The 16368-nt window shown below is 70.0% G+C and carries 12 protein-coding genes; 8 read left to right on the top strand and 4 right to left on the bottom strand.

Annotation, left to right across the window (positions count from 1 at the left end; genetic code table 11):
* Nucleotides 1-45 precede the first annotated feature (45 nt).
* The gene (locus tag OG381_RS05440; protein WP_327722387.1) at nt 46-1650 is read right to left on the bottom strand and encodes a glycoside hydrolase family 43 protein; all 1605 of its coding nucleotides are present in this window, start codon (nt 1648-1650) and stop codon (nt 46-48) included.
* Nucleotides 1651-2076: 426 nt separating this feature from the next.
* On the opposite strand from OG381_RS05440, the gene OG381_RS05435 reads away from it, so the two are divergent.
* Nucleotides 2077-3723, top strand: a complete 1647-nt coding sequence (locus tag OG381_RS05435) for a glycoside hydrolase family 27 protein (RefSeq protein ID WP_327714955.1) — start codon at nt 2077-2079, stop codon at nt 3721-3723.
* Nucleotides 3724-4008: 285 nt separating this feature from the next.
* Here the strand turns inward: OG381_RS05435 and OG381_RS05430 are convergent, their stop codons facing one another.
* Nucleotides 4009-5031 (bottom strand): LacI family DNA-binding transcriptional regulator, encoded by a 1023-nt coding sequence (locus OG381_RS05430; protein ID WP_327714954.1) that lies wholly within the window; start codon nt 5029-5031, stop codon nt 4009-4011.
* 188 nt (nt 5032-5219) lie between these two features.
* Between OG381_RS05430 and OG381_RS05425 the strand changes: the two genes are divergently transcribed.
* The 4 genes from OG381_RS05425 (at nt 5220) to OG381_RS05410 (ending at nt 7559) form a co-directional block, all read left to right on the top strand.
* Nucleotides 5220-5543 carry a hypothetical protein gene (locus OG381_RS05425; protein WP_327714952.1) on the top strand — a complete coding sequence of 108 codons (324 nt, stop codon included), beginning with the start codon at nt 5220-5222 and terminating at the stop codon, nt 5541-5543.
* A 138-nt stretch (nt 5544-5681) separates the two neighbouring features.
* Entirely contained in the window at nt 5682-5831 is a 150-nt protein-coding gene (locus OG381_RS05420; RefSeq protein WP_327714951.1) for a hypothetical protein, read from the top strand.
* 149 nt (nt 5832-5980) lie between these two features.
* Complete coding sequence (locus OG381_RS05415) at nt 5981-6412, top strand: hypothetical protein (protein WP_327714950.1); 432 nt, start codon at nt 5981-5983, stop codon at nt 6410-6412.
* Between the two features lie 181 nt (nt 6413-6593).
* Entirely contained in the window at nt 6594-7559 is a 966-nt protein-coding gene (locus OG381_RS05410; protein WP_327714949.1) for a YihY/virulence factor BrkB family protein, read from the top strand.
* Between the two features lie 16 nt (nt 7560-7575).
* Here OG381_RS05410 and OG381_RS05405 read toward each other — a convergent pair whose 3' ends face one another.
* The gene (locus tag OG381_RS05405) at nt 7576-8226 is read right to left on the bottom strand and encodes a uridine kinase family protein (RefSeq protein ID WP_327714948.1); all 651 of its coding nucleotides are present in this window, start codon (nt 8224-8226) and stop codon (nt 7576-7578) included.
* Nucleotides 8227-8284: 58 nt separating this feature from the next.
* Nucleotides 8285-8719 (bottom strand): ATP-binding protein, encoded by a 435-nt coding sequence (locus tag OG381_RS05400; RefSeq protein ID WP_327714947.1) that lies wholly within the window; start codon nt 8717-8719, stop codon nt 8285-8287.
* A 249-nt stretch (nt 8720-8968) separates the two neighbouring features.
* Here OG381_RS05400 and OG381_RS05395 point away from each other — a divergent pair, with 249 nt between their 5' ends.
* The 3 genes from OG381_RS05395 (at nt 8969) to OG381_RS05385 (ending at nt 16359) form a co-directional block, all read left to right on the top strand.
* Nucleotides 8969-9292, top strand: coding sequence for an STAS domain-containing protein (locus OG381_RS05395; protein WP_327714946.1), 324 nt, complete (start codon nt 8969-8971; stop codon nt 9290-9292).
* Between the two features lie 262 nt (nt 9293-9554).
* The gene (locus OG381_RS05390; RefSeq protein WP_327714945.1) at nt 9555-13808 is read left to right on the top strand and encodes a HAMP domain-containing protein; all 4254 of its coding nucleotides are present in this window, start codon (nt 9555-9557) and stop codon (nt 13806-13808) included.
* A 76-nt stretch (nt 13809-13884) separates the two neighbouring features.
* Complete coding sequence (locus tag OG381_RS05385) at nt 13885-16359, top strand: SpoIIE family protein phosphatase (RefSeq protein ID WP_443061873.1); 2475 nt, start codon at nt 13885-13887, stop codon at nt 16357-16359.
* Nucleotides 16360-16368 lie beyond the last annotated feature (9 nt).

Below are 16368 nucleotides of genomic sequence, written 5' to 3'. Positions count from 1 at the left end.
TCGTGCGATGGGGGTGGGGGGTGGGCTGTGCGGACCTCCTTTCGTTCAGGGCGTGGCCAGCTCGAACCGCGGGATGCGGACCGCGCCGCCGAGTGCCTGGGTGGCGTGGTGGAAGAGGGCGAATCGGTAGCCCATGAAGAACCGCCAGTCGTTGCCCATGGAGAAGGCGGGGCCCAGGCGGACGAAGTTGGTGCCGTCGGTGCTGTAGGAGAAGGTTCCGGGGCGTGCCGCGCCGGGGCGGATATCCGCGCTCGCGCGCAGCCAGACGCGGCTGCCGGACACGGCCGCGCTCGCTGCTTCCGTGCCGGTGCCGGTGGTGTTCCAGTTGCCGTCCATGGTCAGCCCGTTGACCATCACCACCCGTGTCGCGCTGCCGTCGCGCTTGACGCCGATCCAGGCGGAGGAGTCACGCAGCAGTGCCAGTCCGGCCCGGTCGCCGTCGCGCATCGCGGAGAAGTCGAGCTGGACCGTGGCGGTCGAGGTGGGGCCCTGGATGCGGTGGGTGAGCGTGTTGCGGGCCCAGTACAGGTCGTTGGTGACGGTGGCGGTCCGCAGCGTGAGTCCGTTGTTCACCGACCACTTGGTGTTGTCCGGGTTGTGGTTCCACTCCCACCTCGGCTTGAGGCTCGTGCCGTCGAACGTGTCGACGCCGGTCATCGGGGTGACCTGGCGCGGTGGGGTGGGCACGGCCGGGCTGGGATACGACGTGCCCCACGCCCCGTTCACGAGCTGCACGACGGGCCAGCCGTCCGCGGTCCAGGTGACCGGCGCCAGGGCGGGCACCCGGCCGCCGGGGTAGGCGTCCACGAACGCCATGTAGTACCAGGCACCGCTCTGCGTCTGCACCAGCCCGCCCTGGTGCGGGACGCCACCGCCGGCGATCGGCCCGCGCAGGTCGAGGAGGACCTGTCGCATCGTGTAGGGACCGAAGGGGCCGCCCGACGACTTGAGGATGTACTGCCCGTTCGCGGGGCGGGTCAGGAAGATGTAGTACTGCCCGTTGATCTTGTAGAAGCGGGAACCCTCGAGGGTGCCGACACTCGACGGCGTGGTGAACACCTGTTGTGTGCGGACCTGGTTGCGGCCGTCGGGCGACAGCTGGGCCACGCTGATCGTGGTGTTCCCGTACGCCACGTACAGGGTGTCGTCGGTGTCGACGAGCAGTCCCGCGTCGTAGTAGGGCGTGCTGATGGTCGTCAGCCTGTTCCACGGTCCCTCGGCGGCGGTGGCCGTGTAGATGTACGTCCTGGCGAAGTCGATCTGGCCGAGCCAGTAGAAGGTCCCGTTGCTCGGCCGGTAGGCCAGCGACGACGCCCAGATGCCCCGGACATAGCCACGGGCACCGTTCAGGTCGTACTTGGCGCCGAAGTCGAGCACGGGCACCGAGTGGCCGGCGATCTCCCAGTTCACCAGGTCGTACGACCGCAGGACGGGCGCCCCGGGCGAGTAGTGCATCGTCGAGGCCGAGGCGTAGTAGGTGGCGCCGACGCGGATGATGTCGATGTCCGCGAAGTCCTGCCAGATCACCGGGTTGGTGAACGTGGTGGCGGCAGCGTGGGCGGGGATGGCCGGAAGCAGGGCACCGGTGACCAGGCCGGCGGCGGTGGCCAGCACTCGGCGACGTCCCAGAGGTTGATCAGAGCATGACATATCCATGTGTCGATCTCTCCGTGAGGGAGCGCTGTGGGGGTGGATCGGTCCGCGCGAGGTTCGGTATGACGAACGGCAATCGACTCATCGAGCAACGGGATGATTGCGAGGCTTATAGCTCCCGTCAATACACCTCGCATGATTCGATAGTGGAGCCGAAAGATTTCGAACCCGGTCCTGCTCGAACGCCGATGTACCGGGCTGCACGTCTCCGGTGTCTGCGACCGAGGCGCGTCAGTGAATCGTTTGACCGGCCGATTGGTGTTGACATGCCGGGAACTCCCTCTAGTCTCCCTGGGGTTGACGATCCGAAAACAGGTCGAAATTTCGGACGCCGATAGTGATGTCATAGACATGACACCTGTTCGCTTCGCGCGCCGGTCATCCCTTGTCCGGCGCCCTCGCTGCGCTGAAAAGGAGCCCAGAGTGCTCAGACGATCGGGCAGACGACTTCTCCGCCTCTTCGCGGCCGCCGCGCTCACGGTCACCGCGTCCCTCACGGCCTCGGTCCACTCCACCGCCTCCGCCGCGCCGGGCAGTCCGGCGCTCACTCCGCCGCTGGGCTGGAACAGCTGGAACAGCTTCGGATGCGGGGTGACAGAGGCGCGGGTCCGCGAGGCCGCCGACGCGATGGTGTCCTCGGGCATGCGGGACGCCGGTTACCGGTACGTGGTGGTCGACGACTGCTGGTTCGACCCGCAGCGTGACGCGGCGGGCAACCTGCGGGCCGACCCGGTCAAGTTCCCGAGCGGGATGAAGGCCCTCGGTGACTACATCCACGGCAAGGGCCTGAAGTTCGGCATCTACCAGGTGCCGGGCGAACGCACCTGCGCACAGGCGACAGGCGGCTACCCGGGGTCCACGGGCAGCAGGGGACACGAGGTCCAGGACGCCACCACGTTCGCTTCCTGGGGCGTCGACTACCTCAAGTACGACTGGTGCTCCTCCAGTGGCACCCGTGACGAGCAGGTCGCGCGGTTCACGCTCATGCGCGACGCCCTCCGCGCCACCAGACGGCCCATCGTCTACAGCATCAACCCGAACAGCCTGCACGCCATCACCGGCGCCACGTACAACTGGGGCGAGGTCGCCGACCTGTGGCGGACGACCGAGGACCTGCTCGACATCTGGCAGAACGGCAACACCAACAGCTACCCGATGGGCGTCGGCAACGTCCTGGACGTCACCGCGCCGCTCGCGGCGCAGTCGGGTCCGGGCCACTGGAACGACCCCGACATGCTCGTCGTCGGCCGCCCCGGCCTGTCCCTGACCGAGTCCCGATCCCACTTCGCCCTGTGGGCCCTGCTCTCCGCCCCGCTCATGGCCGGCAACGACATCCGCACCATGTCCGCCGACGTGAGCGCGATCCTGCGCAACCCGCGGCTGCTGGCGGTCAACCAGGACACGCTCGGCGCGGGCGGGCGCCGGGTCCGCGACGACGGCAACACCGAGGTGTTCGCCAAGCCCCTGTCCGACGGCTCGGTGGCGGTGGGCCTGTTCAACCGGGGCGGCGGCACCGCGACGGTCAGCACGACAGCGGCTCAAGTCGGTCTGACAGGCGGGTCGTTCACCCTCACGGATCTGTGGTCGGGCGGCACGTCGAGCACGTCCGGACAGATCTCGGCGAGTGTCCCCGCGCACGGTGTGGCCGTGTTCCGGGTGAGCGGCGGCAGTCCGCTGGCCGCCACCACCTCGCGGTTGCGCGGCAGTGGCTCCGGCCGCTGCGTGGACGTGGACAACGCCTCCACCGCCGCCGGGGCCACCGTACTTCTCTGGGACTGTCACACGGCAGCCAACCAGCTGTGGACCACGTGGGCGGGCGGCGAGATCCGCGTCTTCGGCGACAAGTGCCTCGACGCCTACAACCAGGGCACCGCCAACGGCACCCGGGTCATCACCTGGACCTGCAACGGCCAGAACAACCAGAAGTGGACCATCGGCTCCGACGGGTCGGTCCGCAACGTCCACTCCGGACTCTGCCTCGACACCGACCGGGCCGGCACCGCCAACGGCACCGCACTGGTCCTGTGGACCTGCGACGGCAGGGCGGGCCAGAAGTGGAGCCGGTTGTGAGCGCGGCGATGATCCGACAGCGGGCTCGTGAGGAGGGGGCGTGGGTCACGCGGCGGTGCAGGCGGTGCCGTTCAGGCTGAAGCCGGAGGGCCGGACCGCACCTGCCAGTCACGCTTTGTGTGAATGGGAGCGCTCTCCCAAGCCTGGGTTCGGGCAGGACTGTAGGGCATGACAAGGCTGCCGACAGCGGCACGTCGAACCGATGAGGGAGAAGAAGGTCAGGCAGGCTCGCGAGACACGGCGCGCCGGTTCCGGGAGTCTGCCCGGGCACTTCCGTGGCGAGGCTCAGGTCGACTCGCGGACCACCAACTCCGTACGGAGGATGACGTGACGCCAGGCCACGGCGCCCTCCTCCATCTCCTCCAGGAGCAATCGGATCATGGCCCGCCCGATCTCCTCGATCGGCTGACGTACCGTCGTCAGGCGCGGTTCCGTCCGCTGCGCCAGCGGAAAGTCGTCGAAGCCGATCACGGCGACATCCTCGGGCACCCGGCGTCCGGCCGCGCGCAGGGCCTCCAGCGCTCCCGCCGCCGTGGTGTCCGACGCGGCGAGGACACCGTCGATGTCCGGATGTCGTTCGAGGAGCTCGGTCATGGCGCGGCGTCCACTCTCCGCCGTGAAGTCGCTTTCGGCGACGCGGGTCCGCTCGCCCTTCAAGCCCGCCAGCATCAGGGCCTCTTCGTAGCCGCGCAGCCGGCACTGAGCGGCGTACAGGTCGAGCGGCCCGGTGATGGTCGCTATGACTCTGCGTCCCCGCCGCAGCAGGTGGGAGACGGCGCTGCGGGCTCCGCCGACATTGTCCACGTCGACGTAACTGACGTACTCGTCACCGGAGCGGCGCCCCAGCAGCACGGTCGGCAATCTGGCCTCGGCCAGCATGTCCGGCAGCGGATCACCGGCGTGCACGGACATCAGCAGGACGCCGTCGACCCGGCCGCCGCGCGCGTACTCGAGGAAGCGCTGCCGTTCGGCGTCCGAGCGGACCAGCGTCAGCAGGAGTTGCATTCCGGTGTCGGTCAGCGCGTCCCCGAGGGAGCTGACGATCTCGGAGAAGAAGGGCTCGGCGAACTGCCGCCAGTCCGGCTCGGTCATGACCAGGGCGACGGCGTCGGCCCGGTGTCCGGCCAGGGAACGTGCCGCGAGATTGGGCACGTAGCCCAGTTCGTCGATGGCCTGCTGCACGGCCCGACGTGTCGACTCCTTCACGCCCGCGGCGTTGTTGATGACGCGGGAGACCGTGCCCCGTCCCACCTGCGCGTGGGCAGCCACCTCCTCCAGCGTCGGTGCCCCCGGACGCCGTCTGCCCATGCCACCTCCCCCAAGAGATCACCGATCTTACCGGCCGGAGCGGATCGAGCACACGACTTCACCAGGGGCGGAGTCCGAGAGGGCCCTCCCCGTCCTCAACCGTTGGGAGCGCTCCGATTCTCACGCCTCACGTCTGCGGGCCGAGGGGCCGATAGTGTCGAACTACCGCAAGTGACTAGGGAGTTCTCATGTCGGCCAGCTGGGCCTTGCTGATACCCGTCGCCGCTCTCATGTTGATCGTGCTCGGTGGAATGGCCGTGCTGAGGCTGCAGAAGACCTTGCCCGGGCCGGACGAGCTCAGATCTTCGAGGGCACCGGCATCCGCGACTTCGACCGGGCCTCAGGACGCGGTGCGGGAGAGCCGTGAGGAGTTTGTGCGAAGGCACTGGCAACGCCCCGGCGTGGTCGCCAACGGTGCGACGCTGGTCGATCTCTACGACCGCATCCGCGCCCTTGAGGAACGCGTCGCCAGAGCCGAGCAGCAGGCCGCGTCACCACCACCGCACGACTGAGGCAGGTACCCGTGTCCCGCAGGGCCCTGTTCTCGCAGTCGTCGTCGGCAGGGGTGAGGCGGCCGGGTCGGGGTAACCGCGTCCGTACGAACTCCTTGTCACCGAGGAGTTGTCGCGGACCGAGTGGGGAGGACCGTCATGCCAGGCATGTTGGCCAAGATCAAGCAGTTCAGCAGGAGTCCGCAGGGGCGGCGTGCCGCGGAGCAGGTGCGGCGGGCGTCTGCCGATCCGCGCCGCCGGGCCCAGGCTCAGCGGCTGCTCGGCAGGCTGCGGGGACGGCGCCACTGAAACGGTGGTGCGGGGCCCGGGGCGATCGGGCCGTGGGGCCGCGGTGCCGCATTGTCAGTGGCAGGCGCCAGAATGCGGACCAGCAAGATCAACATTGGACCTGAACGAGGCGAACGGTGTCCGTTCCTCGCCCTGGAAAGGCTGCACCGATGCCCCCGACCCCGACCCCGACCCCGACCCACGCCCCGCACCGCAGCGAGAGCGCCCTTCCCGAACGGACGGCCCGTACGGACTTCACCCGCCTGAGAGCAGCCTCGCTTCTGCGCCCGCCCAGATCCACGACGCCGCCCGACGCCCGCACGGCCGACGTGCTGCGCATCGTGTCCGACTCCCGCACGCCCGTCTTCGTCACCGTCCACGCCGGCGGACGGATCCGGTACGGCTACTGGCGCCCCGTCGACTCCGCCAGTGGCAGGGGCGGTTGCTACGTCGCCCTGCCGACGGACGTGTGCGAGGAACTGCGCTCGGCCGGGCGTATCGCATGGGGGGAACCCGTCACCGATCCGTCGAAGACCACCTGTCGGGTGACGCTGGCCCGCACTCCGGCGAGGGCGGGACGCGAAGAGGGAAGCGCCGCGTGAGTGGCTGAGGCTCACGTGAGTGGCTGGGGCTCAGCCGTCGTCACCGTGATCGCGAGCCCGTCCCGCCGTTGCCTGGTCGCGATCCGGTCCGGTACTCGAGCCCCGTCGACTGCGAGGTGGGAGCGAGGGGCTACGGTGCGCTGGGGCACTGAGCCGCCGTACGACGAGGAGCGTCCACGCCATGGGTACCGCTGTCCATGTCCCGCAGACCCGGGACATGATCGGGGAGGAGCTCTCCGGGGACGAGGCGTTCACCGCCCTGCGTCACTACGGGAGCCTGCGGCTGCTGACGGACTCCGTCGCCCGGTTCCGCTACGCCGACGGCTTCAGCAACGCGCGGGCCCTCGCCTTCCAGGTGGTGCTCGGACTGGTTCCGTGCACCGTGGCACTGGTCGGGCTGGCCACGACGGTCCACACGGAGAGCGTCGGCCGGGTCATCGAGCTCACGCTCGGGCGGATCGTGCCCGGCGCCAGCGCCGAGATCGTCGAGGACGCGCTCGACGGGGCACGGCGTACCGCGCACGGCGACGTCTGGAGCACCCTCGCCCTGTGGCTCGGCACGGGCTTCGCGTTGCTGAACCTCGCCTCGGCCATGGGCCAGATCGAGCGTGGCGCGAACCGAATCTACGGCATCGAGCGGGACCGCCCCTTCCTGCACAAGTACGCGCGGGCGATCGCTCTCGCGTTCGCCGCCGGCCTGCCCCTGATGCTGGGTTTCGTCGTCCTGGTCACCGGCCGGGCGGTGGGCGAAGCGGTCGCGGACACCGTCGGTTGGGACGGCAGCGCGGCGCGCTGGTGGGGTGCGCTCTGCATCCCGGTGGGGCTCGTACTGGCCTGGGTGGCCTCCGCCGTGATCTTCCGCTGGTCGCCCCGTCGGCGCCAACCCGGCTACACCTGGCTGGCGTTCGGGTCCGCCGTGCACCTCCTGCTGTGGGTGTCGGCCACCTGGCTGCTCGCCCTGTACGTCGAAGGAAGCGGTGCCTTCGGAGCGGTGTACGGTCCGCTCACCGCGTTCATCGCCCTGCTGCTGTGGGCCAACCTCACCGCTGTCGCGCTGTTCCTGGGCATCGCGTTCGCCGCCCAGCTGGAAGCGGCCCGGGCCGGCATCGAAGCGGCCGTCCATCCGGACCCGGGACCAGGGCCGTGAGCGCGCTGTCGTCGCCCTAGGGCCTGGTCGGCGGGGCGATGACCAGCTCGGTGTCCGGGTCGTGGTCGAGCCGCGGAGGGCCGCCGACGATCAAGGTGGCTCGGGCCCAGGGCTGTTCACGCACCAGGAAGGGCAGTTCCTCCAGCAGCCAGGCCGCCACATGTTCCCGCTGCCCGGGGGAGTCGCCGTCGCGGACGGCCAACAAGCGCCCCTGTGCGTCGAGGTCACCCTGCATCCACACCGAGGCGTCCAGCCATGGGGCCAGCTCCTCGCGGATGATGCCGGTGCCCTCGACCCAGACGAAGTCCGCACCGGCGGGAACGGTGATCGATCCGGGCCGGTCGTGGGCGACCCAGGCATCAGGGCGGAAGTCCACCGCCTCCCCCCGGTGCAGGGGCCGCAGGACGTTCTCGACGAGTACGGCACCCCAGTCGAAGCAGGCGTGGTTCCAGGCGATGTCGTCGGTGTGCACGACGGCGGAGCCGGGCGCGACCCCGCGCAGCCGCTCGGCCAGGGTCGTCTTGCCGGCGCCGCCCCGGCCGTCGATCGCGATCACCCGCGGACGTCCGCTGACGGCGGGTGACGCGTCCCGCAGCTGCCGGACGGCGTCGAGCAGGGGCACCACCCGCCAGCCGACGGCCTCGGTCTCGCCGGGATGCAGATGCATCGCCACCCCTCTCCGGAGCCGAGGGAGCGCGTCCGTCCGTGTCGGTGTAAGGGTCGTTTCAGCCGTCGAAGTCCAGCAGTGGATCGTCGAGCAGCGCGAGCCGGCCGGTGATCCGCTTACCGACGGGCTCGCGGTGCGCCTCGAAGCCCTGGACCACGGCCATCACGATCTCCAGACCGTGCTGGCCCACCCGTCCGGCGTCGGCGCTCCGGGCCGTCGGGAGGGTCGGGTCGGTGTCCCACACGGTGATCTCCACCGAGCCGCCGGTGATGCGCAACTGCAGCATCACCGGCCCGGGCGCGTATTTGAGCGCGTTGGTGACCAGCTCGCTGACCACCAGCTGCGTCAGGTCCATGGCGCGTGCCGACACCGGTAGGCCGTGTTCGCTCTGGGCCCGTGTCAGGAACTCGGTCGCGCTGGACCTCGCGTCGGCGATACAGCCGACGGCCCCGTCAAGAGCCACAGTCATCTCGGCAGGTGCGTCATCCGGCATCCGGGAACACTCCTCGCGCGGGACAGGTCCCCTGCCGACGATCTCCAATACCCCGTTCATGAGCGCGCGAATACCCCGTAAATCCCGTATCACTCCTGTGTCGCGATCCTATGAATGGCTGATCTGCGCGCATCGCGGGCGGGGGAGCGGGGCAACGTTGGCAAAAACGGAGACGTGGCTCAGCCCCCGAGCGTGCAGAGGATACGAGTGGCAGACAACCAGGAAGCAGTGGGTCAGGGTCGGCTGTCCGTGGTCCGGTCTGACGTCGAGGGCGTCACCGTCCTCAGCCTCTACGGTGAGGTGGACTACCAGAGTGTGACGGCTCTCACCCGCTTCGTACCGCCGGAGGGCGCGGCTGCCGGGCAGCGGGTCGTCGTCGATCTGAGCCGGGTGACGTTCATGGACTCCAGTGGGGTCAATGCCCTGGTCGCCACGTACCAGGCCACGCAGGCCGCGCGGGGATGGCTACGGCTGGTGGGGGTGCGGGGTGCCGTGCTGCGCACGGTGCAGCTCGTGGGGCTCGACACCCTCGTGGCCTGTTATCCGACCGTTCGGGATGCCCTCGCGCCATGATGGGCGTCATCGGAGCCGAACTTTTACGAGTGCCCCAGGACGGCTGTGTCATGCCACTTCCGTACGGCCTTTTTCGCGTGGGCGGCGGGCTCGCGCCAGGCTTTGGTTGTCACCCGACAACTGCGTTAGCCTTCACCGGATTTCTACATCGTGCGGCGTCCGTGAACAGCGGAAACGCGGGCGATGGGCAGGGCCCTTCACGGCCTGGCGCGGTTCCGAGTCCTCGGGGTGAGGGCTCTTGGGGAGCGGAACGAGGGTGCGCATGACCGGCAAGACGATCGAGGCCGCGGAACGGGCCCCGGGCGAGCAGGAGCTACGGCAGCTGCTGGCCGGCCTGACCGCTGTCCGTGACGGTGACTTCGGCACCCGGCTGCCGTCCGACGGCGAGGGCCTGCTCGGTGACATCGCCACGGTCTTCAACGGCATGGTCGATCAGCTGTCCCTCTTCACGTCCGAGGTCACGCGCGTGGCGCGCGAGGTGGGTACCGAGGGCACCCTGGGCGGCCAGGCGGAGGTTCCGGGAGTCTCGGGCACCTGGGCCGACCTGACCGACTCGGTCAACGCCATGGCCGGCAATCTGACCACGCAGGTGCGCGACATCGCCCAGGTGGCGACCGCGGTGGCCAAGGGCGACCTGTCGCAGAAGATCGACGTGCCCGCGCGCGGCGAGATCCTGCAGCTGAAGGAGACCGTCAACACGATGGTCGACCAGTTGTCCGCGTTCGCCGACGAGGTCACCCGGGTCGCCCGTGAGGTCGGCAGCGAGGGGCGCCTCGGTGGTCAGGCCCAGGTCCCCGGTGTCGGCGGTGTCTGGCGCGACCTGACCGATTCCGTGAACTTCATGGCGGGCAACCTGACGTCCCAGGTCCGCAATGTCGCCCAGGTGACGACCGCGGTGGCGCAGGGGGATCTGTCGCAGAAGATCACCGTGGATGCCCGGGGTGAGATTCTTGAGCTGAAGAACACCATCAACACGATGGTCGATCAGCTGTCCGCGTTCGCCGACGAGGTCACCCGGGTCGCCCGCGAGGTCGGCACCGAGGGCCGGCTGGGCGGGCAGGCGGACGTGAAGGGCGTCAAGGGCACCTGGCGCGATCTCACGGACTCCGTGAACTTCATGGCGGGCAACCTGACGTCCCAGGTCCGCAATGTCGCCCAAGTGGCCACCGCGGTGGCGCAGGGGGATCTGTCGCAGAAGATCACCGTGGATGCCCGGGGTGAGATTCTTGAGCTGAAGAACACCATCAACACGATGGTCGACCAGTTGTCCGCGTTCGCCGACGAGGCCACCCGGGTCGCCCGCGAGGTCGGCACCGAGGGCAATCTCGGGGGCCAGGCGATCGTCCGGGGCGTGTCGGGGACCTGGAAGGACCTGACGGACAACGTCAACGTGATGGCGTCCAACCTGACCGGTCAGGTCCGCTCGATCGCCCAGGTGGCCGCCGCCGTCGCGCGCGGAGACCTGTCGCAGAAGATCACCGTCGAGGCCAAGGGCGAGGTCGCCGCCTTGGCCGACGTCATCAACACCATGGTCGACACGCTGTCCGCGTTCGCCGACGAGGTCACCCGGGTCGCCCGCGAGGTCGGCACCGAGGGGCGGCTCGGAGGACAGGCGCACGTGCCGAACGTGGCGGGCACGTGGAAGGACCTGACGGACAACGTCAACTCCATGGCCAACAACCTCACCGGCCAGGTCCGCAACATCGCCCTGGTGACGACGGCGGTGGCCAACGGCGATCTGTCGAAGAAGATCGACGTCGACGCCCGGGGCGAGATCCTGGAGCTGAAGACCACCATCAACACGATGGTCGACCAGCTGTCGTCGTTCGCCGCCGAGGTCACCCGGGTCGCCCGCGAGGTCGGCAGCGAGGGCCGGCTCGGCGGACAGGCCGAGGTGGAGGGCGTCGAGGGCACCTGGAAGCGGCTGACGGAGAACGTCAACGAACTGGCCGGGAACCTCACCCGGCAGGTCCGCGCGATCGCCGAGGTCACCAGCGCCGTCGCCGAGGGCGACCTGACCCGCTCGATCACCGTGGAGGCCTCCGGCGAGGTCGCCGACCTCAAGGACAACATCAACTCCATGGTGGAGTCCCTGCGCGAGACCACCCGGGCCAACCAGGAGCAGGACTGGCTCAAGACCAACCTCGCCCGGATCTCCAGCCTGATGCAGGGCCACCGGGAGCTGCCCGTGGTCGCCGAGCTGATCATGGACGAGCTCGCGCCGCTCGTCACCGCCCAGTACGGCGCCTTCTACCTGGCCGAGGACACCGAGCGCGGGCACGAGCTGCGGCTGGTGGGCTCGTACGGCTACCCCGACGACCCCGAGCGGCCCGTCCGCATCCCCGTGGGGCGCTCGCTGGTCGGGCAGGCCGCCCGCAACCAGCGCGCCATCACCGTGGAGGAGCTGCCGCCGGGCTATGTCACCATCTCCTCCGGCCTCGGACAGACGGAGCCCAGTGCCCTGGTGGTGCTGCCGATCGTGGTCGAGGACCAGGTCCTCGGGGTCATCGAGCTGGCCTCCGTCACCCGCTTCACCCAGATCCACCAGGACTTCCTGACCCAGTTGATGCCGACCATCGCCGTCAACCTCAACACCATCGTGGCCAACGCCCGTACCGACGAGCTGCTGGACGAGTCCCAGCGCCTGACGGGCGAACTCCAGTCCCGCTCGCAGGAGTTGCAGATCCAGCAGGAGGAACTGCAGCGCTCCAACGCCGAGCTGGAGGAGAAGGCCTCGCTGCTGGCCTCGCAGAACCGTGACATCGAGGCCAAGAACCTGGAGATCGAGCAGGCGCGACAGGAACTGGAGACCCGCGCCCAGCAGCTGGCGCTGGCGTCCAAGTACAAGTCGGAGTTCCTGGCCAACATGAGCCACGAGCTGCGCACCCCGCTCAACAGCCTGCTGATCCTGGCCCAGTTGCTCGCCCAGAACCCCTCGCGCAACCTCACCCACAAGCAGGTCGAGTACGCGGGCATCATCCACTCGGCGGGCTCGGACCTGCTGCAGCTGATCAACGACATCCTGGACCTGTCGAAGGTCGAGGCCGGCAAGATGGACGTCGCCCCCGAACGCGTCCCGCTGCGCAAACTGCTGGAGTACGTCGAGGCGACCTTCCGGCCGATGACGACGCAGAAGAGCCTGGACTTCGCCGTGGCCACCGCGCCGGGTACCCCCGCCGACCTGCTCACCGACGACTCCCGGCTGCGTCAGATCCTGCGCAACCTGCTGTCGAACGCGGTGAAGTTCACCGAGCAGGGCGGCGTGGAACTGCGGATCGAACCCGCGGCGGACCGGGAGGTGCCCCCCGGGGTCCATCGCGGTGGCCCGGTCGTGGCCTTCCGGGTGAAGGACACCGGCATCGGGATTCCGCAGCAGCAGCTGGAGACGATCTTCGGGGCGTTCCAGCAGGCGGACGGGACCACCAGCCGCAAGTACGGCGGTACCGGGCTGGGCCTGTCGATCACGAGGGAGATCGCCCATCTGCTCGGCGGAGCCGTCACCGTCGACAGCACCCCCGGCCAGGGCAGCACCTTCACGCTCTATCTGCCCGTCGCCCGCGCCGACTTCGAGGAGGTGCTCGGCGGCGGCCGGGCGCTGGAAGCGCCGCACGACGATGCCGTCTCCGGGACACCGCTAGCGTCCCCCGCGGCGCCCGAGCGGCGCAGGCGCCGCCTGCTCGTGGTCGAGGAGCGGCTGCGCGGTCTGCTCACCCTTGTCGCCGAGCGTGCCGTCGCCGACCTCGCGCCGGATCCGGACGACCCGCGCGCGACGATCGACATCATCACCGCCGTCGGGGCCCAGGAGGCGGCCGGCACGCTGGCCGCCGAACCGTGCCACTGCGTCGTGCTGGAGCTCGGCATGCCGGACGAGGAGGGGGTGCAGCTCCTGGAAGCCATGCAGGGCGATCCCGCGCTGGCCAGCGTGCCCGTGCTCGTCCACACCAGTCACCGGCTGGACCTGACACAGGAACAGATGCTGCGCTCCCGTGCGGGCGGCCGTCCGCTGGACTTCCTGTCCAGCCTGGACGAGCTGCGCGAACACATCACGCTGCACCTGTCCGCCGAGGAACCGGGCGAGGTCCTGGCCCTCGTGCACGCGGAGGAGTCCCCGCGGCCGGCCCAGCCGGTGATGGACGACTCCTTCCGGGGCCGTACCGTCCTCGTGGTCGACGACGACGCGCGCAACCTCTTCGCGCTGAGCGGGGTGCTGGAGCTGCACGGCTTCCAGGTCCTGCACGCCGACAACGGCCGCAAGGGCATCGAGATGCTGCTCGCCCACCCGGAGATCTCACTGGTGCTGATGGACGTGATGATGCCGGAGCTGGACGGGTACGCCGCCACAGCGGAGATCCGCCGGATGCCCCAGTACGCGAACCTGCCCATCATCGCCGTCACCGCCAAGGCCATGCCGGGCGACCAGGAGAAGAGCCTCGCCTCGGGCGCGGACGACTACGTCACCAAGCCCGTCGACGCCAACGACCTCATCGACCGCGTACGACGCCGGCTGCTCGCATGACGGAAGGCCATGCCGCCGCGCCTGCCCGCCGACCACGTGTCGTCCCTGGACGTTCGAACCGAGGAACAGCCCCATCGTGAGCCGACTTCACCAGCCGCCCGATCCGGCAGCCGCCGACGACCCGGCGACCGGCGCTGATCCGTCCCCCGGGCCGGATTCCGCCTCGTTGCCCGGAGCCCGCAGCGGCGCGGACCCGACCGCCCGGCAGACGCCTGTCGGCCGGCTCGCGGCGACCGTGGAGCGGCTGCGGCAGGAGGTGCGCGAGGCACAGGCGGAGGCGGACGGACGCGCCCTGATCGAACTGGCCAAGGGCATCCTCGTCGAGCGTCTGGGGTGCGGTCCCGCACAGGCCGCCCGGCAGCTGGCCGAGCTGACCGGGCAGGCGGGTGTGACACCGCTCGAGTTCGCCGTCGAGGTGATCAACCAGGCCTCGCGGGACCGGCTCTCCGAAGTGACGACCGCCTTTCTCGCGGCCGCGGCGGGCGGGACCGCCGCGCCCGGCACGCCGGACCAGGGCGCGGCCGCCGTCGAACTGCGCTCCGCGGAGAGCGCCGCACTGGCCGCTCCGGACGCGCAGAGCGTCGCCGACTCGCTGCTGGCCCATGCGCTGACCCCGTTGGGCGCGGTGGCCGTGGCCATCTGGGCCTTGGGCTCCGACGGCTCTCTCACCCTTGCGGGCAGCGCCGGTTTCTCCCCCGCGGAAGCGGGACGCTGGCGGTACGTGCCGCCGGGTGTGGCGACCGTGGCGCGCCGGGGCCTTTCGGAACGCACGGGCCAGTGGATCGGCCGGCTGTCCGACACGGGTCTGCCCTCCATCGGCGGGCATCAGCACCCCGACGGCGGCCGGGTCGCGGTGCCGGCCGGCACCGCGGGCCGCATCCACGGTGTCCTGGAGATCGTCTGGCCCGCCCGGCTGGAACCCCAGCCCCCGCAGATCGTCCGGCAGATCGAGGCTCTGGCGGAGCTGTGCTCCCACACCCTGGAGTCGTACGACCCGCCGGACGGCGACGACGGCACCCTGGGGCCCCGGGTCCTGCTCGACGCCGCCGAGCTGATGGACCTGGCCGACGGGCTCCACGACCCCGCCCTGGTCCTCGTCCCGCACATCGATGGCGCGGGGGAACTGGTCGACTTCCGCATCCAGCATGTCAACGCCCGCTTCCTGGACCCCGCGGGCCGGCCGCGGGGCGTGGTGGGCGGGGCCCTCCTGCTGGAGGCGTATCCGATGGCCGCCGGTGAGAACGGGCTGTTCGAGCAGGTCGAACGCGTCCACGCCACGGGGGAGCCTTTCCGCGCCCGCCGTATGCGGCTCACCGAGTTGCTGGACGACGTACCGCTGTCGGCGGTCGCCGACGTCAGCATCAGCCGGCACGGCGGCAGTGTGCTGCTCATCTGGCGGATAGAGGACGAGACGGCACGCCTGGCGAACCTGCTCCAGCACGCCCAGCGGCTGGGCCGCATCGGCGGTTTCGAGGAGAACCGGCTGACCGGTGAGATCACCTGGAACAGCCAGCTCTTCCACCTCTACGGCCAGCCCCTGTCCAGTGGGCCCATCTCGCTGGAGGATCTGCCCGCCCACGCCCACCCGGACGACGCGGTCGCCATCGGCCGGTTCCTGCGCACCCTCCTGCACCACCACCGGCCGGCCTCCACCGCCTTCCGGTTGCTGCGGCCCGACGGCGTGACCCGGCATCTGCGGGTGGCGGCCGAGCCGGTCCTCGACTCCGACAGCCGTCTGCATCTCGTACGGGGCGCCTATCAGGACATCTCCGCCCACCACTGGACGGAGGTGGCGCTGGCGGCCACCCGCGACCAACTCGCCCACACCGAGCAGCGGGCCAGCGAACGCCACCGTCTGACCCTCCAGTTGCAGCACGCCATCATGCCGCCGGCGCAGGCACCGCTCGAGGCACCCGGGCTGCGCGTGGCGGTGCGGTACCGGCCCGCCGAGACGGAGCAGTTGGTCGGCGGTGACTGGTACGACGCCGTCGTGCTGCCCTCCGGGCTGGTGCTGCTGTGCGTGGGGGATGTCGCCGGACACGGCATCGAGGCGGCCACCAGCATGGTCGTCCTGCGCAACGCGCTGCGCGGGCTCGCCGTCACCGGTGCCGGGCCGGGTCAGCTGCTGTCCTGGCTGAACATGGTGGCCCACCATCTGAGCGGGGCCGTCACCGCCACGGCGGTCTGCGGTCTCTACGATCCCGACCGCCGCAACCTGCGCTGGGCCAGGGCGGGCCATCTGCCGCCGGTCCTGGTGCGCGGCAGCGAGGCGACGACGCTGCCTATGGTCAAGGGTCTGCTGCTCGGCGCCGTGCCGGAGGCGACGTATGAGGAACACGAGATGCAACTGGCCGCCGACGACACCCTGTTGATGTACACGGACGGCCTGATCGAACGCCGTGACCGTTCCATGGAGGAGTCACTGGCCCACCTGCTGACGACCGCGCGCACGGTGCAGCCCACCCTTGGACAGCAGTTGGACCGTCTGCTCACCCACAGCAGGTCCGACACGGACGACGACACGTGTGTCGTGGGCATCCGGGTCGCCTAGCGGTACCGG

Source organism: Streptomyces sp. NBC_00490 (genome assembly GCF_036013645.1).
Taxonomy (GTDB): Bacteria; Actinomycetota; Actinomycetes; order Streptomycetales; family Streptomycetaceae; genus Streptomyces; species Streptomyces canus_F.
This window is presented reverse-complemented; position numbering and strand designations above follow the sequence as displayed.